Source organism: Campylobacter sp. TTU_617 (assembly GCF_016599045.1).
Taxonomy (GTDB): Bacteria; Campylobacterota; Campylobacteria; order Campylobacterales; family Campylobacteraceae; genus Campylobacter_D.
In genome coordinates this window covers 40480-58773 of sequence record NZ_JAENKV010000007.1, presented here as the reverse complement: position 1 = coordinate 58773, position 18294 = coordinate 40480, and the positions used below count along the sequence as shown (strand labels likewise).

The 18294-nt window shown below is 24.4% G+C and carries 21 protein-coding genes; 4 read left to right on the top strand and 17 right to left on the bottom strand.

Annotated features, from left to right (window positions below; all coding sequences use genetic code 11):
- Positions 1 to 7: 7 nt before the first annotated feature.
- The 3 genes from dcuC to GQV94_RS04715 all read right to left on the bottom strand — a co-directional run bounded on the left by dcuC (position 8) and on the right by GQV94_RS04715 (position 2873).
- Positions 8 to 1312, bottom strand: coding sequence for a C4-dicarboxylate transporter DcuC (gene dcuC / locus GQV94_RS04725; RefSeq protein WP_200169894.1), 1305 nt, complete (start codon positions 1310 to 1312; stop codon positions 8 to 10).
- 8 nt (positions 1313 to 1320) lie between these two features.
- Complete coding sequence (gene pepE, locus GQV94_RS04720) at positions 1321 to 2025, bottom strand: dipeptidase PepE (RefSeq protein WP_200169893.1); 705 nt, start codon at positions 2023 to 2025, stop codon at positions 1321 to 1323.
- Between the two features lie 95 nt (positions 2026 to 2120).
- Positions 2121 to 2873, bottom strand: coding sequence for an extracellular solute-binding protein (locus tag GQV94_RS04715; protein ID WP_200169892.1), 753 nt, complete (start codon positions 2871 to 2873; stop codon positions 2121 to 2123).
- Positions 2874 to 3016: 143 nt separating this feature from the next.
- Here GQV94_RS04715 and surE point away from each other — a divergent pair, with 143 nt between their 5' ends.
- The 4 genes from surE to blaOXA are packed head-to-tail and all read left to right on the top strand — an operon-like array spanning position 3017 to position 5619.
- The gene (gene surE, locus GQV94_RS04710) at positions 3017 to 3790 is read left to right on the top strand and encodes a 5'/3'-nucleotidase SurE (RefSeq protein ID WP_200169891.1); all 774 of its coding nucleotides are present in this window, start codon (positions 3017 to 3019) and stop codon (positions 3788 to 3790) included.
- Entirely contained in the window at positions 3787 to 4443 is a 657-nt protein-coding gene (locus GQV94_RS04705) for a ThiF family adenylyltransferase (protein ID WP_200169890.1), read from the top strand. The genes surE and GQV94_RS04705 overlap by 4 nt, the downstream gene beginning before the upstream one ends.
- Positions 4427 to 4873 (top strand): GNAT family N-acetyltransferase, encoded by a 447-nt coding sequence (locus tag GQV94_RS04700; RefSeq protein ID WP_200169889.1) that lies wholly within the window; start codon positions 4427 to 4429, stop codon positions 4871 to 4873. Before GQV94_RS04705 ends, GQV94_RS04700 begins: the two co-directional genes overlap by 17 nt.
- Positions 4873 to 5619, top strand: a complete 747-nt coding sequence (gene blaOXA, locus GQV94_RS04695) for a class D beta-lactamase (RefSeq protein WP_200169888.1) — start codon at positions 4873 to 4875, stop codon at positions 5617 to 5619. Before GQV94_RS04700 ends, blaOXA begins: the two co-directional genes overlap by 1 nt.
- Positions 5620 to 5717: 98 nt before the next feature.
- Here the strand turns inward: blaOXA and GQV94_RS07805 are convergent, their stop codons facing one another.
- The 14 genes from GQV94_RS07805 to GQV94_RS04625 all read right to left on the bottom strand — a co-directional run bounded on the left by GQV94_RS07805 (position 5718) and on the right by GQV94_RS04625 (position 18283).
- Positions 5718 to 7157, bottom strand: a complete 1440-nt coding sequence (locus GQV94_RS07805; protein WP_234126386.1) for a hypothetical protein — start codon at positions 7155 to 7157, stop codon at positions 5718 to 5720.
- 206 nt (positions 7158 to 7363) lie between these two features.
- The gene (locus GQV94_RS04685; RefSeq protein ID WP_200169887.1) at positions 7364 to 8242 is read right to left on the bottom strand and encodes a sulfate/molybdate ABC transporter ATP-binding protein; all 879 of its coding nucleotides are present in this window, start codon (positions 8240 to 8242) and stop codon (positions 7364 to 7366) included.
- Positions 8239 to 8922 (bottom strand): molybdate ABC transporter permease subunit, encoded by a 684-nt coding sequence (modB, locus tag GQV94_RS04680; RefSeq protein ID WP_200169886.1) that lies wholly within the window; start codon positions 8920 to 8922, stop codon positions 8239 to 8241. Before modB ends, GQV94_RS04685 begins: the two co-directional genes overlap by 4 nt.
- Positions 8923 to 9315 (bottom strand): TOBE domain-containing protein, encoded by a 393-nt coding sequence (locus GQV94_RS04675; protein WP_200169885.1) that lies wholly within the window; start codon positions 9313 to 9315, stop codon positions 8923 to 8925.
- Complete coding sequence (gene modA, locus GQV94_RS04670) at positions 9312 to 10046, bottom strand: molybdate ABC transporter substrate-binding protein (protein ID WP_200169884.1); 735 nt, start codon at positions 10044 to 10046, stop codon at positions 9312 to 9314. Before modA ends, GQV94_RS04675 begins: the two co-directional genes overlap by 4 nt.
- A gap of 44 nt (positions 10047 to 10090) precedes the next feature.
- Positions 10091 to 10780, bottom strand: coding sequence for a methyltransferase domain-containing protein (locus tag GQV94_RS04665; RefSeq protein WP_200169883.1), 690 nt, complete (start codon positions 10778 to 10780; stop codon positions 10091 to 10093).
- Complete coding sequence (locus GQV94_RS04660) at positions 10777 to 11388, bottom strand: pimeloyl-ACP methyl esterase BioG family protein (protein ID WP_200169882.1); 612 nt, start codon at positions 11386 to 11388, stop codon at positions 10777 to 10779. The genes GQV94_RS04665 and GQV94_RS04660 overlap by 4 nt, the downstream gene beginning before the upstream one ends.
- The gene (locus GQV94_RS04655; RefSeq protein WP_200169881.1) at positions 11385 to 12524 is read right to left on the bottom strand and encodes an aminotransferase class I/II-fold pyridoxal phosphate-dependent enzyme; all 1140 of its coding nucleotides are present in this window, start codon (positions 12522 to 12524) and stop codon (positions 11385 to 11387) included. Before GQV94_RS04655 ends, GQV94_RS04660 begins: the two co-directional genes overlap by 4 nt.
- A 45-nt stretch (positions 12525 to 12569) precedes the next feature.
- A complete protein-coding gene (locus GQV94_RS04650) occupies positions 12570 to 13766 on the bottom strand; it encodes a type II secretion system F family protein (protein WP_200169880.1) in 1197 nt (398 codons plus the stop codon).
- Positions 13763 to 15322, bottom strand: a complete 1560-nt coding sequence (locus GQV94_RS04645; protein ID WP_200169904.1) for a GspE/PulE family protein — start codon at positions 15320 to 15322, stop codon at positions 13763 to 13765. The genes GQV94_RS04650 and GQV94_RS04645 overlap by 4 nt, the downstream gene beginning before the upstream one ends.
- A gap of 78 nt (positions 15323 to 15400) precedes the next feature.
- Complete coding sequence (locus tag GQV94_RS04640; protein ID WP_200169879.1) at positions 15401 to 15976, bottom strand: CDC27 family protein; 576 nt, start codon at positions 15974 to 15976, stop codon at positions 15401 to 15403.
- A gap of 1 nt (position 15977) precedes the next feature.
- Positions 15978 to 16598: an ATP-binding protein gene (locus tag GQV94_RS04635; RefSeq protein ID WP_200169878.1), complete on the bottom strand. Its 621-nt coding sequence runs from the start codon at positions 16596 to 16598 to the stop codon at positions 15978 to 15980.
- On the bottom strand, positions 16591 to 18006 hold the full coding sequence (gene mshL / locus GQV94_RS04630) for a pilus (MSHA type) biogenesis protein MshL (protein ID WP_200169877.1): 1416 nt from the start codon (positions 18004 to 18006) through the stop codon (positions 16591 to 16593). The genes GQV94_RS04635 and mshL overlap by 8 nt, the downstream gene beginning before the upstream one ends.
- Positions 17984 to 18283 (bottom strand): transformation system protein, encoded by a 300-nt coding sequence (locus GQV94_RS04625; protein WP_200169876.1) that lies wholly within the window; start codon positions 18281 to 18283, stop codon positions 17984 to 17986. Before GQV94_RS04625 ends, mshL begins: the two co-directional genes overlap by 23 nt.
- Positions 18284 to 18294: the final 11 nt, after the last annotated feature.

The following is an 18294-nucleotide window of genomic DNA, read 5'->3' as shown; positions in this document are numbered from 1 at the left end:
TTTAAAATTAAAGCATAATAAATGCTATTACAAAAAGAGAAATTACTGATCCTAAAGCTGTTCTTTTGACAATTTCTATGGTATTAGTTCCTGCTATAGCAGCTACTATAATATTTGCTGCTAAAATTGGGGACATAACCCGTCCTAATACCCCTGCTATCGTAACAGCAGTTCCTAATTTTACCTGATCAAAGCCTAAAGTTGCAGCATGGATAGTAATTGACTCATTAAAAGCTATAGTGGGAGCATCACCAGATCCTGTAACTATAGCCATTAAAAAAGGTATAAAGGTTCCACCTATACTCACATAATGTTGTTCATTTTTTAAAAATTCAATCACCGCATCAATAGCTCCACATGCTTTAAGCCCAGCTACAAAAACACTTGCTGCTATGATAATACCTACAACATTAGCATAAGAGTTTCCCATACCACTAAAAAATTCTTTACAAATTTCACTTGGCTTACTCATTGTAATAAATATTGCTAAAATTGCCCCTAAAAGCATAGCTTCTGCAACACCAATCTTAGTGGTCCATTCTAAAAAAGGACTTAAAAATTGATATTTTGACAAATCACTTGCCCCAATAACCAAAATAACAATAGGTACTAAAGGCATTAAAGCATATAAAATATTTACTTTTTGTATCATTGTTTCATGATTATCTTGAGTTTTAACCTCATAAACAATACCTTTTGTATAATCTTTAAAAATTAAAGTCATAATGATTAAAGAGATGCAAACTATAATACCAGCAACTATAGCATTATTAAGCTGAACACCTATAACTTGAGGGACAGAAAAACCACTCATATTTGCCACAATACTATTATGAGAAGTTCCAGGACTTAAAACACCGCCTAAAGTTCCACTTACAACAGTAGTTGCAGCCATAGCAGGCTTGACACCTGATGCCATTAAAAGGGGAATCAACGTTGCGCCAACGGCTGCAGCACATCCTGCTGCTGAAGGAATTGCAATAGAAATAAAAAATGTAATGATAAAGGCTATAGGAATTAAGAAAAAACCTAAATTTTTCAAAGGTGCGGTAAGTAATCTTACTAAATGCACATCACACTTAGTAAATTTCATCACAAAAGCAAAACCCATACTAGCACAAATAGCTTTAAGTAAAGAAGCTTTAGTCATAGCTGTTGTAAAGGCATTTAAAGCATCAACAGGTTTTAAAGAAATTAAACAAAGAACAAAACCAACGCCAATTAAAACAGTTTTTGTTTCTACCTTTTTAATAAGTAAAATAATAGCTACTATTGTCCCTAAGATTGAGGCAAAAAGATAAAATGTTTGCATTTTAATCCTTAAAAATTATATTCTTGATTGAGTTCTAAAATTGTGCTTTTCATAGGATAGCTTAATTTAAGCACAGGATTATAGCCTATAATTTTTATTTTATTCCCTTGCACTCTTAAAGCTGAACCTTCAGGAATAGCATAAATTTCATCTTTAGGATTTGCTATTAAAAATTCTTCTAATCTCTCTTCTCTACTCTCTCCATTATGACCTTGAATTTTACCACTTATAAAATGAGGATTTATTTGATATGGAAAAACATTTAAGGCATCAAAACTTTTTGGCATAATTATTGGCATGTCATTAGTTGTTTTAATGCTTTTTCCAGCTATATTAGATCCTGCACTCCATCCTATATAACAAGCGCCATCTTGGATACGTTTTTTTAAAATTTCAAGTAAATCATATTCATAAAGCTTAGATAAAAGCATAAAAGTATTTCCACCACCCACTAAAAAAACTTTAGCCTTTAAGATTGCTTCTTTTAAATTTGCAAAATGATGTATTGAGACAATATTGTTTTTATTTAAACTTTCTTTTACTTTTATTTCATATTCTTCATTACTTCTTCTCACTCCTGCATAAGGAATAAAAAGTATAGATTCATCCTTAATATCACATTCTTGTAAAAAATCTTCTATAAAAGATTTTGCATGTGTTAAATAGCCTGTATCCTTATAGCTAGAACTACTTAAAAGCAAAAGATTTAACATAAAAAAATCCTTTAAAAATTTATAAAAAGCAATTATAGCAAAATGGCTTATCAAAAAAGGATTAAATCTATAAATAATTTTTTAATAGATGAAATTTATTCTTTCCATCCATATTTTTTAAAAATTTCTTTTGCTTCTTTAGAACTTAAAAAAGCGATAAAATCTTTTACTTCTTGATTTGAATTTTCTCTTGCAACAACATTAAAAGTTCTATATATAACTAAATCTTTTTCTATTTGCACTGCAGTTCCTATGTCTGGATTGCTTTTTGACCAATCAATCCAAGTTATCCAAGCATCTGCTTTATTTTCTGCAAAAAGTTTTTTAGCGCTTCCACTATTTGGAACAAAAGCTACAATATTTTTTCTAAAATCTTGTATCATTTTGATATTTTTAGTTCTTCCTATCATATCTTCCCAAACACCTGTTCCTGAAGTATTACTTTTACCCGCTCCTTCTGGAACAACAATTCTTACTTCTTTTTTAGCTAAATCTTTTAAACCTTTGATGTGTAGAGGATTTCCTTTTTGAGTTAAGATAATAGCTTCTCTAAAATATAGAGGTTTAATATCCTTTATATTAAATTCTTTATCAAAATCACTTGCTATAGCTAAAGCAGATTGATCTGAGGCTCCAAATAAAATATCAGCATCATTTTTTGCTTTTTCAAGCCAAGTTGCTTGAGGACCGAAATTAACATTTACTTTAATACCTGTTTTTTCTGTATATTTAGCTCCAACATCTTTTAAAGCTGTATGAGGACCTCCTGGACCATAAAGATTAATATCCGCATTAGCAACACTTAAAGCCAAAGCAATGGCACCAAATAAACTAATAATTTTTTTCATTCATTTCCTTTATAATTTTTGTATAGATTTTAATTGTAATAATAAAGTAATAACAAAAAGTAATTTAATTACAAAAAAAGAGAGTTTTTATAAACTTAATGTTAAAATTAATCTTAAAAAATTTTTAAAGGTAAATTATTTTTATGAAAAGAATTTTAATTACCAATGATGATGGTTATGAAAGCAAAGGTTTAAAAAAACTTATAAAAATGCTTAAAAAAGAATTTAAAGCTAAAATTACTATAGTTGCTCCTTCTTGCGAAAAATCTGCTTGTGCTCATTCTATCACCCTTACAAAACCTCTTCGCTTTATTAAAATTAAAAAAAGATTTTACAAACTTGATGATGGCACTCCTGCTGATTGTATTTATTTAGCACTTCATACTTTATACAAAAAAAAATTACCTGATCTTGTAATTAGCGGGATAAATAAAGGAGCTAATGTAGGAGAAGATATTACTTATTCTGGAACTTGTGCAGGAGCTATGGAAGCAGTATTGCAAGGAATTCCGGCTATAGCACTTTCTCAATTTTATCAAAAAAACGAAGAACCTGACTATAAAAATGCCTTAAAAATAACCAAAAAACTTATAAAAAATATTTTTGATAAAGGTTTTCCATTAAGTAAAAAAGAATTTTTAAATATTAATTTTCCATCTTCAAAAATTTCATATAAAGGTTTAAAAATTTGTAAAGCAGGAAAAAGAGTTTATACCTATAAAGCTCATTCTAATACAAACCCTAGAGGAGTAAAATACTTTTGGCTTGCAAGCACAAATTTAAAACATGAAAAAGAAAAAAATAGTGATATAGTTCTTTTAAAACAAGGTTATGCAACCATTACTCCTATTATGCTTGATTTAACAGCATATAAAAAATTAAAAAACACCAAAAAATGGCTTAAAGGAAAAAAATGAATGATAGATTTACACGCATAAAATGGCTTTTAGGAGAAGAGAAATTCGAGCAATTTTCTAAAACAAAAATTTTAGTTTGTGGACTTGGTGGTGTAGGTGGTATATGTGTCGATACTCTTTTTCGAACAGGTTTTACAAATCTTACTTTAATTGATGCTGATCAATTTGAAATTACAAATCAAAACCGCCAACTTCATAGTGAATTTCTCAATGAACAAAAAGCAAAAGTATTTGAAAGAATTTACAATGCTAAAGGCATAATAACAAAAATTGATGATACGTTTTTAAAAAATTTTGATTTAAGTGAATTTGATCTTATTATTGATGCTATTGATGATATACCTGCTAAAGTCGCTTTAGCTAATGCTATAAATTTTAAAAATCAAATATTTGTTTCTTCTACAGGTGGAGCTAGAAAACTTGATCCAACGCGTATTAAAACAGCAAGTATCTTTAAAACATATGGTGATGCTTTAGCAAAAAAATTTCGTTATGAACTAAGAAAATCAGAATTTAAAGGAGATTTTGAAGTGGTTTTCTCAGATGAAAATCCTAATTGCAAAAATCTTGGATCTTTTATGGGAGTTACAGCTTCATTTGGTTTAGCTTTAGCTTCTTTAGCTTTAAGGAAAATTCTTGATAAGAAAAGCTAGTATTAAAGATTTAAATACCTGTATAATACTTTTTAAACAAAGTGTAAAAACACTTTGTTTAAAAGACTATACACAAAAACAAATTAAAATGTGGATTAAAATTGATAAAGAAAAATGGGAAGAAAAATTTAAAAACAATGATGTTTTTATTTATGAAAAAGAAGGTAAAATTGCAAGTTTTATAAGTATAATAAATTGTCAAAAAATGCTTGATTTACTTTTTACTCATCCTAATTTTACCAAACAAGGTTTAGCACAGAATTTACTTGATTTTACTTTAAAAAATTATTTATATAAAGAAATTTATACTTTTGCATCTTTGAGTGCTAAAGATTTTTTCTTAAAAAATAACTTTAAAATTGTAAGAGAAAATGAAGTTAAAAGAAATGATCAAATTTTAAAAAATTTTTTAATGAAAAAGGAAATTTAATGCAAAAAATTTGGCTTATGTTTTTATTTATTGTTTTTTTAAAAGCAGAAAATTTACCTGATTTTTTTAAAGAACAAAATACAAGCGGAGTTTTTATAATTTATGATGGCAAAAACTTTTTAAGCAATGATTTTAAAAGAGCCAATAAAGCTTTTTCTCCTGCTTCAACTTTTAAAATTTTTAATGCTTTAATTGCTTTAAATTTAAAAATAGTTAAAAACACAGAAGAAATTTTTTATCACTATAAAGGAGAAAAAGTTTTTTTAAAATCTTGGGCAAATGATGCAAATTTAAGCTCTGCTATGAAACGTTCTCAAGTAACAGCTTTTAAAGAACTTGCTAGAAAAATAGGCATTAAAAGAATGCAAGAAAATTTAAATTTATTAAATTATGGTAATAAAAAAATTTCTAAAATTGATAATTTTTGGCTAGACAATTCCTTAAAAATTAGTGCAAAAGAACAAGCTGTTTTACTTTTTAAACTAGCTAATTTAAAACTTGCTTATCCAAAAGCAATACAAGAAGAATTAATCAATATAATAAAATTAAAAGAAAATGACAATTTTATTCTTTATGGAAAAACAGGTTTTAATGATAAACAAAATATAGCTTGGATAGTAGGTTTTATAAAAACAAAAAAACAAATTTACTCTTTTGCCTTAAATGTTGATATAAAAGATTTTAACACACTTTTTAAAAGAGAGGTTTTCCTTAATCAGTATCTAGAATTTTTGGAAATAAAATAATTCTAACATTTAAAGACTTTTATTAAGGATTAAGCTGTTATAATGGCTAATTTTAAGAATCTAAAGTAAATTTATTGATGAAATAAAAATAATAAAAATTAATATTTATTTTTATTTTTAAACTCTTTTTTTAATCTAGATAAATCCATAAATAAAAATCTTATATATCCGCCTTTATACCAAGTTTTACTTGCTTTTATAAAAGCAGCTCCCAGCTTATAAGTAAAACATTCTTTTTCTTTTAAAATAATCTCATTATTAAGATCATTTTTTAATTCTTTTAAAAAATGATTTATTTTATTTTGCTCTTTATGCATTAAAACAACAATCATTAAAATAAAAGGCATTTTAATGTATCCTAGTAAGCTTTTTGAATTCTTAATCATAATGTAACCTAATTTATAAGAAAGATGATTATGAATTTTTATTTTAGCTAGATTATGATTTAAATTAGTAATTTGTTTTAAAAAAGGAGTTAATTTTTTATTATCCATTAAACAACAGTACTCATCTACAATTTCTTTATAAAATTTTATAGGAGGAATTAAATAACTAAAATCATAATCTTTTGATATTATTATATTTTCGTTTCCTAGAGCCTGAAAATCAATTGTTTCCGTATGATAATTTCCCTTAGGAGAAGCCAAGAAAAAAGCAATAATTCCGATTTCATCAATAATATTATTCCTATTGTCCCATACTGCTGCAGTATGGTGAAATTCTTTTCTTGGAATATTTTTATCACAATATCTTACACAAGTGTTTTTTGTAATTTTAAAATTTACATTTTGTATTTCTTGAACTGAATTCAAACAACCACAATCCTTAATAATATGTTCTATACCATTATCAATCATAATCCCAGATGTTCTAAAAAAACATTCATACCAGTCTTTGCCGGAAATATCATTATTCCAAAAATGTATGGCTATAATTTTAAAATCAAAATAATCTTTAAATTTAAGCATAGTTCCATGTTTTTTTAAAATAAATGTTTCTTCTTTAAATAAGGAGTTTTCAAAAGTTTTCTTAGTTATATTTTTAGATAAGATTATTTGCATTTGATTGGGAGTTATAATTTCAAAAGTAGGGTTGTCGTTTACAAAAGTATTAGTTTTTCCCAATTTAAAACTAGAAATATTTTCGATTATGCTTTCTCCTAATTTTTTCATATACGAAGATAAAGGATGCAAATGATCAGGCTCAAAATCTTTTAAATTATTTATTTCATAGTAATTTGCCATATCAATCACATTAAAATTGTATTTTTGACATAATAATCTATGTAAATTATTAATTCTATTATTAAAAGTTGGAAAAATAATAATTAAAACTTTTTTATTTAAAACATATAATTCTTTATAAAGCCATTGTACATTTCTATACAAAACATTAAGGGGTAAAGATTCTTTTTCTGATATAGCTGAAGCCACTATATCGTTGACACTTGATTCACATATAATTAAATTAGCATTTTTTATGATAGTTTTATTTCTTATTAACTCATATAAACGTTGAATACTTGAAGTTCCACCCAAAGCAAAATTATAAAACTCTAATTCCCCCCCCCCGTAGAAGCATTAAGTTTTTCTATACCTTCTTTCAAGCCTTTTGATAAACCATTTACCATAACAGAATTACTTCCACCTAGTAAGATAATATTTTTACTCATAAAATTTCCTTTTAATGCTATTTTAAAGGCTGATTTTATCAAAAAAAAAAAAAAATAAAATTATTAAATGCCTTAAATTTTTCCAACTATAATAGGATTAAAAGCTTTTATAGAAAGTATCAATGTATCACCTATTTTAATATCTTTATAATCTTTTAAAAATTCTTCCTCACTTAGAGTAATTTTTATAAGATCTTTATTAAGCAAAAGTGTTAAAATAACCAAAATATCACTTTTTTTAATATCAAGTAAGATAGCACTTAAACGCAATTTTGCACTAATATTTGAATGAGTAAAAAAATCTTTTGTGCTTATATCTTTTACTATCTTGCCTTCTTTTAATTCTAAAATTTGATCACTTAACTTATAAATTTCAGCCAAATTATGACTTACTAATAAAGTAGTAATTTTAAAATGATTTAAAATTTTACAAAGCTCATCTTGTAAAAAAGCTCTCATTTTAAAATCTAATGCACTCAAAGGCTCATCTAAAAGTAAAATTTTAGGATTCATTGCTAAAGCTCTTGCTAAAGCTACTCTTTGAGCTTGTCCTCCTGAAAGTTCTTTTGGATAAGATTTTTCAAACTCTTTTAAATTCATAAGTTCTAAAAGTTCATTTACTCTTGCTTTATCTTTAGTGGCAAAACAAAGATTTTCTTTAACATTCATATTGGGAAATAAAGCATAATCTTGAAACATAAAACCGATTTTTCTTTTTTGTATAGCTAAGTTAATATTTTTAGTACTATCAAAATAAATTTCATCATCTACTTTTAAATAACCAAAATCAGGCTTTATAAGCCCTGATATAATTTTTAATAAAGTTGTTTTTCCAGCTCCACTTTCTCCAAAAATAGCACTTATAGATCCTTTTTTAATATCAGCTTTAAATTCCAAATGAATATCTTTTTTGGAAGTTTTAATTGTATGCTTAATATTAATTTTTATCATAAATTAACCTGTGATATAAATTTTTTATTAATAAAATAAAGACTTAAAAGTATTAAAAAAGAAAAAATAAAAAGGGTAAAAGCGTATTGATGAGCCAAAGAATAATTTAATGCTTCAAGTTCATCATAAATAGCTATACTTGCAACTAAAGTTTCTCCTTTCTTATGCCCTCCTATCATCATTACAACACCAAATTCTCCTATAGTATGTGCAAAAGCCATAATAAAACCTGTAAAAATTCCCAATTTTGAATTAGGTAAAATCACCCTTAAAAAAGTAATAAATTTACTTTTTCCTAAAGTATAAGAAGCAAGGATTAAATTAGAATTTATAGAAGAAAAAGAACTTTGCAAAGGATTCACCATAAAAGGTAAAGAAAAAATCACAGAAGCCAAAACAAGACCTTCAAAGCTAAAAACTAAAGAGATATTAAAATATTCTTTTAAAAAATTTCCTAAAAAACTATTAGGTGAAAAAGTGATTAAAAGATAAAAGCCCAAAACACTAGGAGGTAAAATTAAAGGCATTGAAACCAAAACTTGAAAAATACTTTTAAATTTAAAATTTACAAAAGCAAAAAGATAAGCTAAAGCTATACCTATAAAAAATAAAATAAAACTTGTAATAAAAGCTAACTTAAAAGTAAGCCATAAAGTTTGTAAAAAATCATTATCAAACATTTAAGTTCTCAAAATTATATCGTTTGCTTTTACAAAACAAAGCTTTTCTTCATTTTCATTTAAATTCAACTCCTGTGCTTTTTTAGCACTAATAATAGAACTAATCAAAAAACCTTTAAAATCAAAAAATATATGCCAAAGAATTGCACCTTTTTTAATTCTTATAAGTTTTGCTTTAAAGACATTTTCTATACTGATTTTGGTATTTAACTCTCCAAAACTAAGCTCATGCTCTTTAAAAAGTAATTCTACACAAGAATTAGGTTTTAAATGATCTAAAGAATTAAAATCAAGCATTAAAACGTTAAAAATTTCATCTTTAACATCGAGTTTTATCATTGCAATATCATCTTTATAAAAGATATCAAGTACTTTTGCTTTTAAAATATTCATAAAGTATTAAAACCATATTTTTTAATAATTGTTTTTCCTTCATCACTTAAAACAAAATCACTAAATTTAAAAGCAAGATCCTTATCTTTTGCATATTTTGTAATTACAAATGATTGTTTTAAAGGAGTGTAAAGCTTACTATCTATAAAGGCAACTTTCCCTTTTGGATCTTTAGAAACCAAAGAGTAAGCAACCAAAGCAACATCTGCTACGCCACTATCAACGTGCATTACAGGTTGAGAAATATTATCACCTAATATAATTTTATCTTTAAGAGCTTCATAAAGATTAAGATTTTTAAGAATTTCAATTGAAGCTACACCATAAGGAGCTAATTTTGGATTAGCTATACTTAAGTGTTTGATTTCTTTTTTATCTAAATTTTTAATTCCATCTTTTAATAAATCTTCATTTAAAGAATAAAGCACAACAACACCTAATGCATAGATTTTTGGCGGTGTTAAAGCATTATTATCTTTTTGTATCTCTAATGCATATTTTTCATCGGCTGAAAAAAATAAATCAAATTCTCTACCCTGTTTTAAAAGTTGATAATACTTACCAGAAGCTCCAAAAACAAGATCTACTTCATTATTTGGATATTTTTTCAAAAACTCTTCTCTAATTTCACCCATTGCTTTAGAGGCACTTGATGCTACAAATACACTAATTTTTTCTGCATTTAAATTTAAAACACAAAAGAAAATAGCCAAAAAAATTATTCTTACCATTAATTCCCTTTTTTAAAAATTTAAAACATTATAACATAAAATTTTTATTTTATGTATTTTTTGCATAAAATAAAAATTGGGTGATAAGTTAAACAATTATGAAATTTTTGTTCAAATTCTTTTAAAAAATCTTTCCCTAAAAAATAATATCCCAAAGAATTTACTCCGCTAAGTTTTAAATGTTTAAAAACTTCTAAAGGAGTTTTAAATTCTAAAGTTTTAAACTCTTCTTTAATTTCAACATTTAAAAAATATTGTTTAAAAATTTGCTCTAATTCTAATACACTATAATACTTTAAAGAAAAACCCGTACTTTGAGTAATTTGCTCTAAATTTCTTTCTCCAAAAGTTGAAAGTAGTAAAATACCTTTTTCATCTAACATTTTACTAAGAATTGGCAAAATATGTTTTAAATCAAGCCATTGTAAAGTTGCATTGGAAATTATAAGATCAAATTTCTGCTCGCTTAAAGGATGAGAAGCAATTTCATTCATATCAAAAATTTCTACCTTAAAATCAACTCCATAATCTAAAATATCATTTTTAATATATTCATCAAAAGAAATAATTTTTTCAAGTTTTTGACTAAGTTCTGCCCTAGCACAGCCAAATTCAAATACTCTACGAAAATAATTTCTTTTTAAATTCAAAAGTTTTAAACAAAGCTTGTTAGCCATAAATTCTTGAACTTTAGCTTGTTCTTTATAAACAACTTTAGGTTTTAAAAAATTCAAAATTCATCCCAAGATTTAAAATGAAAAAAAGAAAAATGAGGTTCATCTAAAAAAATCAAGGCTTTAAAACTATTTTTTAAAGCATTTTGTGGAAAAATTTCATCTTTTTCGCTTGAATAAATTTTATCCCAAACAAAATTATCTTCTTTGTTTTTTAGAGCAAATTCTAAAAGTTCTTTAAGTTCATTTTTTAAAGAATTTTCTTCTTTAAAGATAAAATCTTTAGCTAAATTTATTTTTTCTTTAAATAAAGATTGTTTAAAATTTTCTAAATTAAATTTTTTAATATTTTTATTAAAGATAATAGGATGAATACCTTTTATCTCATCTATGCCTAAATTAGTGCCATTAATAGCAATTTTTTTATCAAACTTATAATTTTTTAAAAATTTTGAAGCTGCACAAACCCCCATAGAAAAAGCTATAAGAGTAATTTTATCAAAAACATTCAAATCAAATTTAAAACTTAAATCCTCATAATCAAAACACATTAAAACATTTTTACTTGATTTTAAATGCGAAAAATGACTAGGATGAGAAGCAAAACCTCCAAAAAATAAAATCAACTCATTTGAATGTGAATTTTGATGTAAAAATTCATATTTCATAAAATATTTATTATCCTTTCAATATCATCCAATCTTAAGCCCGCGTGTAAAGAAAAACGAATTCTAGCAGTATTTTTTGGCACAGTAGGCTCTTTAATAGCAGGAGCAAAAAAACCTTGATTTTCTAAAATTTGAGCAATATTTAAAGCCTTAAGATTATCACCTAAAACTAAAGAAATAATATACACATCCCCTAAAATTTCATATTTTTTTTGTGCAAATTTTTCTTTGAAAAGAAAAGCTAAATTATGTAAATTTTCTCTTTTTTCTTTAAATTCTTTCATTTTTTTAAAAATAAAAAGAGTAAAAGCCACATTAATAGGTGCTAAAGCTGTAGAATAAATAAAAGCTCTAGCTTTATTGATAAAAAAATCCTTAAATTCTTTATGTGTTATAATACAAGCCCCCATTGAAGCTACAGCTTTGCCAAAAGTAAAAACTAAGAAATCTATCTCTTTATCAAATCCTAAATGTTTAACTAATCCCAAACCATTATCATTAAAACAACCTACACTATGAGCTTCATCTATATAAAGTTTGATTTTTTTATAACGTTGTTTTAAAGCACATAGAGCTTTCAAATCGCTAAAATCTCCATCCATACTAAATAAAGCTTCACTTAAAATAATAATATTGTCATATTTATCATAATGAATTTGTATTAAATTTTCTAAAGCTTTTATATCTTTATGTTTAAATCTAAAAAAATGTGCTTTTCCAAGTAAAAGACCATCTACCATACTTGCGTGGATAAATTTATCTGCTAAAAAAAGTGTTTTAGGCACACTTGCAAGAGCAGCTATGCAAGATAAATTCAAATGATAGCCACTATTAAAATGCAAAACTTCAAATCCTTGAAATTGCATTTTTAGATATTCTTCAAATTCTTCATAAATTTCAAAATTTCCACTTAAACTTCTTGAGCTTGAACTAGAAAAATACTTATGTTTTTCTTTTAAATTATCTAAAAATTCTTCTATTAAATTTTTATCATAAGATAAAGCCAAATAATCATTTGACGCTAAATTTAAGAGTTTTTTTCCTTCTTTATAAACAAAACAATTATCGTGTTTTAAATAAGGTAAAACTCTAAAATTATGATTTTGTTTAAGAGTGGTAAAAATATCATCAAGCATTTTGTTCCCTAAAATCTAAAAATTAAATTATATCTTATTTAACTCTTAAAAAGAGTGAATATTATTAATTTCCCACAAAGGCAAAAATATACCCAAGGCTAATAAAAGCACTAAACAAGCTACAAATAAAGTCATAAAAGGCTCTATCAAACTTAATATTTTTTCCATTATGTTTTCTTGTTTAGTTTCATAAAATAAAGCAATTTGCTCACTTAAAATATCAAGTTTAGAACTTTTCATAGCAATATTTAACATAGAAATAACCAAAGGATCAAAAATTTTAACCCTTCTAAAAGCTTCGCTTAATTCTAAACCTTGATCGAGTAAAGATAAAATTTGAGTTAATTTATTTTTTAAAAATTCATTTTTTACTCCAAAAATAGCAAATTCTAAAGCTTTATTTAAAGAAATTCCACTTTTTAAAAGTAAAGAAAAAACACTAAAAAAATGATAATTTTGATAATATAAAATAAGTTTGGAAATAATTGGAATTTTAAGAAAAAAATAATCACTCATTAAAGTAAAAAAATAAAATTTTTTATAAAAAATCACAAATAAATACATAAATATAAAAACTAAAACTAAAATAAGAAAAAAATAAGAATGTAAAAAATCATAAGTTTGAAGTAAAATTTGCGTGATTAAAGGAAGTTTTATATTAAAATTATCAAATAAATCTTTAAATTGCGGAATAACAAATAAAATTAAAAAGATAAAAGAAATAAAAATAGATATTAACACTATTAAAGGATATCTAATTGACTTGGTAAAAGATTTTTTTGCTTTTGTGATTTTTTGTCTTATTAAAACAATTTGATTGAAAATATAAGAAAGTTTTCCAGTATTTTCAGCTAATTTTATAAGAGCTAATTCACTATGACTTAAGTTAAAATGAGAATTTTTAAAAGCCTCACTTAAGCTTTGTCCTAAATTTAAATTTTCATCTATAGTTTTTATTGTTTTTTTAAGTTCTTTTTTAAAAGAACTTTTTTCAAGCTCTGCTAAAGCCTCTAAAACACTCAAACCTGCTTCAAGTAAAAAAGAAAATTCTTTAAAAAATAAAATAAAATCTTGGTTTGAAATTTTAAAAAAACTAAAACTTTCTTTTTTGAGTTCTGTTAGCTCTAAGATATTTAAATTTTGTTTTAAGGCTAAAGATTGAGCTGTATTAAGATTTTTAGCTTTAATTATTTTTTTAGCTTTTACTCCATTTTTCAAAAAGCTAAGCTCATAAATTTTCATCCTAAAACTCTTATAATCTCATTTAAACTTATAAGACCTTCTTTAGCCTTTTCTAGAGCATTTTCAAACATATTTTTAAAGCCATTATTTCTTGCACATTCTAAAATTTGTTTTTCTCCTTTATTCATTCTAATAAGTTCTTTTATATCATCATTTATATCTAAAACCTCAACAACCATTTGTCTTCCAAAAAAACCACTATAATTACAATATTCACAACCCTTGCTTTCATAGAAAATACCATCAAATTCTTTATATTTTTTATCACTTTGTCTTTTGCAATAAGGACAAAGTTTTCTAAGTAGTCTTTGAGCAATAATTAAATTTAAACTAGAGGCTAAAAGATAAGGTTTTACATTCATATCTATTAAACGCGTAAGAGTTGAAATAGCATTATTTGTATGCAAAGTGCTTAAAATTAAATGTCCAGTTAAAGCTGATTTAATAGCTATGTCAAGACTTTGCTCATCTCTAATCTCACCTATCATAATAATATCAGGATCTTGTCTTAAAATAGACCTTAAAGCATTATGAAAATCAAGTCCTGCTTTAGGATTTAATAAAATTTGCTGGATTAGAGACATTTTGTATTCGATAGGATCTTCAATAGTAATGATCTTTTTTTCTATGGACTTAATTTCATTTAAACAAGCATATAAAGTAGTGCTTTTTCCACTCCCAGTAGGACCAGTTAATAAAATCATACCATGTGGAAAATTAATATTTTTATGAAGTAGTGCTAATTCTAATTTATTAAAACCCAAATTATTAAGATCTAATAAATTTAAATCGTGTTTTAAAACTCTTATAACAACACTTTCTCCATACATTAAAGGAAGAGTTGAAATTCTAAAATCATAATGCTCTTTATCAATTTCAAACTCAAAATTTCCATCTTGAGCTTTTCTAAATTCTGCTACATTTAAATTAGCTAAAAATTTGATATAAAAAACTAAAGCCTGATAAATCTCTTTATCTAAAATACAAAAATAATTAAGCATTCCATCAATACGAAATCTTATTAAAGCATCTTTTTCCCTTGCTTCTATATGTATATCACTGGCACAAAATTTAATAGATTCATAAATTAAAAAATCAAAAATCTGATTAATAGAACTTTTATCATCTTTTTTTAGATTATTGGCTAACTCTTCTTTTAATTTTAAGCTTAATTCTTGAAGGCGTGCTAAAACTTTAAGTTTTTGCAATTTAGCTTTTAATTCAATGTGATTAACTAAAATATTTTTTACAAATTTATCTTTAAAAAATCTCTGAATTTTTTCTAAAACTTCTAGAGAACAAGGTTTAAAAGAAGCTATATAAATAAATTTATCATCTATTTTAAAAGGTAAAATTTGATAATTTAATAAAATTTCATAAGAAAGCGGTACTTTAAGCTTATCATCAAATTCTTTCCATTCAAAAAAATCAAGATTATAAAAATTAGCCAAAGATTTTAAAAAATCATTATAATCTATATTCAAATTTAAACAAAGCTCATCAATGCTAATTTCATCTTTTACATAAGAATTAAATAAAAATTCTTTAAATTTAATATTTTCAAAATCCAAATTCTCTTCTTTAAAACCCAATAGTTTTAATTTTTCTAAAAATTCTTTTTCCAAATATAAGTCCTAAAATTTATCAACTTCTATTTCATAATAAAATTTATAAGTTTCTAAAGCTCTTTTTGCCTCATCATTTTCACCTAAAGCTTCCTTAGCCTTAATAAATAAAAACCAAGGTTCTTTATGATTTTTATCTATCTCATTTGCCTTTAAAGACCAAAAAATAGATTTTTTATAATCTTTATTTTGATAATACATTTTTGATAAAAGTAAAGCTTTGTCAAAACTAGGAGATTTGTAAAATTCATTTTTTAAAACTGATAAATTGTAAATCATAGATGAAATTTCAAATTGCAATTCTTGTTTCATTTCAAATTGATTTAAATTTGTTTCTCGAAGTTTTTCTTTAATAATTTTATTTTTTTCTTCTTGTATTTTAGCTTTTTGAAGTTTTGATACTAAATCTTGTTTTTCTTTTAATACTTGTTTTAATAAAACTTCTTTTTTTTGAATTTCATTAAAAATAAAATAAGAACAAAATATTAAAGATAAACAAAATATTAAAGATAAAAAATACTTCAAATATTTTTTAATTAAGAATTTTTTATATTCTAATTCAAGTTTTTTTACACGCTCTTGCATTTTAACCTAACAAATTATTTTCAAACAGGCTAAGCTTTAAAAGATAATTTTCTTTTTTACTATTTTTAAAGAAATTTTTAAATTCTTTAAAACTTTTAATTACTTTATCAATATTTCTTAAATTAGCACTATAATATTTTTTTATCAGTTTAAGATCGCTTTTGCACAAGCTAATATTAAATTTATCACTAATATAAGCTCTAAGTTCATCTAAGTTTAATTCTTTAAGATAAAACTCAAAATGAATACGGCTTTTAAAATGCTCTTTTTTAAAAATTAAAGGCTTTTTGTATGAGCTTAAAACAAAACTTATATTTAAATCACTATAAATTCTTATAAGCTCTAAAAAATCATTATCATATATACTTATTTCATCAAGAAAAACAACAATATTTTCTTTTTTATTGATATAAGGTTTTAAAAACCCTTCAAATTCTTCTTTATTTTTAAAAATTCCATTAAATTTTAAATTTTTAAAATTTTTAGCTAATTTTTGGAGTAAAACACTTTTTCCACTACCACTTTTACCAAGCAACAATATAAAACTTTTTTGTTTTAAAAGCTCTTCTTTTATACGATTTAAAATATAATCTTGATTTTTAATGTTAATAACATCATTCATAATGTTTAAATCCTAACTCTTTTAAACTTGGGGTATTTATAGAATTTTCTACTAAAATAGGTGTTATAATAAATACTATTTCATTTATACTAGAAAGCTCATCACTTGATTTAAAAAACTCTCCTATTAAAGGAATTTTTGAAAAGAAATTAACTTCATTTTCATCTTTATTTTGATTATGACTGATTAAACCTCCTAAAATAAGTGTTTGATTATTTTCAACTTGTACAACAGTTGAAAGCTTTTTTTGTATGGTATCAGGTGCTATAGTTCTTGGTTCTTTTTGTCTTTGATTATCTTCTAGATATTTAAAATCACTTAAACTTGGATTAATTCTAAGCATTATTTTGCCATCATCAGAAATTTCTGGTAGGATATTGAGTAAAATTCCTATAAAAATAGAATAATTACTAAAACTTTCACTTACTGTTGTTCCATTTTCAGTCCCTTTGGATGTATCTTTTACTTGATAATTGATTGTATCTCCGATAGAAATAATGGCTTGTTGATTATTTAATGCCATAAGTTTGGGATTTGATAAAACTTTCGTTTTTCCATTTTGAGAAAGAAAATTTAAAATAGAATCAAAATTTAAATCAGCTCTAAAACCTAAATTTTTAACAAAACCTTTGTTATTTTCAACTCCTATGAAAGAATTTTTTCCATCATTGGTTTTAGAACTAAAATCTATATTAAATTTTTGCCAATTAATTCCACTAGAATGGCTTTTGTTTAAAGATACAGCAATAATACTTACATCAATAATAACTTGCTTTTTAAGTCTTTGTTCAAGTTTTTGCAAATAATCTTTAACTTTTAATAATTGAGTCCTTGTTCCACTTACTATAATAATTCCAGCATTAGAATTAATAATAGGTTTTTTAACTTCTATTTCATCATAAGTATTATGCAAAAGCGCTGTAATTTCTTGTTCGATATTTTTCCAAAAATCAAATTTTTCCATACTTTTAATCATATTATCTTCTATATCTTCATTTTGGATATATTCAGCTTGTTTTGGCTTAGCATCTACTGAAGCTTTTGTAATACTTTGTCCTTCTCGTATAGAACTTATATAACTAATTTTAAACATTTTTGTTTCAATGGCTGATATTTTTAAAATTTTTCCATTAAAATTATAATTTAAATCATTATCTTCAAGAAAAAATTTAAAAATTTCTTCCAAGGTCATTTGATTTATATTGATTATTTGAGTTTGTAAAAGTTTTTCTTTAGCTAATTTATCTTTAACAATAATACTAAATGAACAATAATTTGAAAGTTCTTCTAAGCTTTCTTTTATAGTTAAATTCTCGCTAGATTTTATATTAAAAAGTCTTTTTTGGCAATCAATTGCATAAACAAAAGAAGTAAAGATTAAAAATTTAATCAATATAAATTTTATCATTTGTACGTAGCTTTGCTACTATATCAAACCCATCATACTCAAGTATAATTCTATCAGATTTTATTTTTTTAATTTTTGCTTCATTAATTTTATCTTCTTCTTTATACCATGTATTATTAATTTTAACTTTATTTAAAAAAATAGCTTGAATTTTTAAATTTTGAATCTCATTAAAATTTGGATTAAAAAAAGGATTTTGAAGACTAGAGAAATTAAATTTTGATTCTTTTTTGTTTAAAGAATCAAAATAAGCTTCAAAATCTGAACTTGCTGACACTGCAGTAAAAA

Bases quoted from the DNA above. Each gene is read 5' to 3' on its own strand.
- surE (WP_200169891.1), top strand. From the start codon at position 3,017: ATGAAAAGAATTTTAATTACCAATGATGATGGTTATGAAAGCAAAGGT.
- GQV94_RS04685 (WP_200169887.1), bottom strand. From the start codon at position 8,242: ATGATAAAAATTAATATTAAGCATACAATTAAAACTTCCAAAAAAGAT.
- GQV94_RS04650 (WP_200169880.1), bottom strand. From the start codon at position 13,766: ATGAAAATTTATGAGCTTAGCTTTTTGAAAAATGGAGTAAAAGCTAAA.
- modA (WP_200169884.1), bottom strand. From the start codon at position 10,046: ATGGTAAGAATAATTTTTTTGGCTATTTTCTTTTGTGTTTTAAATTTA.
- GQV94_RS04715 (WP_200169892.1), bottom strand. From the start codon at position 2,873: ATGAAAAAAATTATTAGTTTATTTGGTGCCATTGCTTTGGCTTTAAGT.
- blaOXA (WP_200169888.1), top strand. From the start codon at position 4,873: ATGCAAAAAATTTGGCTTATGTTTTTATTTATTGTTTTTTTAAAAGCA.
- dcuC (WP_200169894.1), bottom strand. From the start codon at position 1,312: ATGCAAACATTTTATCTTTTTGCCTCAATCTTAGGGACAATAGTAGCT.
- pepE (WP_200169893.1), bottom strand. From the start codon at position 2,025: ATGTTAAATCTTTTGCTTTTAAGTAGTTCTAGCTATAAGGATACAGGC.
- GQV94_RS04655 (WP_200169881.1), bottom strand. From the start codon at position 12,524: ATGCTTGATGATATTTTTACCACTCTTAAACAAAATCATAATTTTAGA.
- mshL (WP_200169877.1), bottom strand. From the start codon at position 18,006: ATGATAAAATTTATATTGATTAAATTTTTAATCTTTACTTCTTTTGTT.
- GQV94_RS04660 (WP_200169882.1), bottom strand. From the start codon at position 11,388: ATGAAATATGAATTTTTACATCAAAATTCACATTCAAATGAGTTGATT.
- GQV94_RS04705 (WP_200169890.1), top strand. From the start codon at position 3,787: ATGAATGATAGATTTACACGCATAAAATGGCTTTTAGGAGAAGAGAAA.
- GQV94_RS04635 (WP_200169878.1), bottom strand. From the start codon at position 16,598: ATGAATGATGTTATTAACATTAAAAATCAAGATTATATTTTAAATCGT.
- GQV94_RS04640 (WP_200169879.1), bottom strand. From the start codon at position 15,976: ATGCAAGAGCGTGTAAAAAAACTTGAATTAGAATATAAAAAATTCTTA.
- GQV94_RS04675 (WP_200169885.1), bottom strand. From the start codon at position 9,315: ATGAATATTTTAAAAGCAAAAGTACTTGATATCTTTTATAAAGATGAT.
- modB (WP_200169886.1), bottom strand. From the start codon at position 8,922: ATGTTTGATAATGATTTTTTACAAACTTTATGGCTTACTTTTAAGTTA.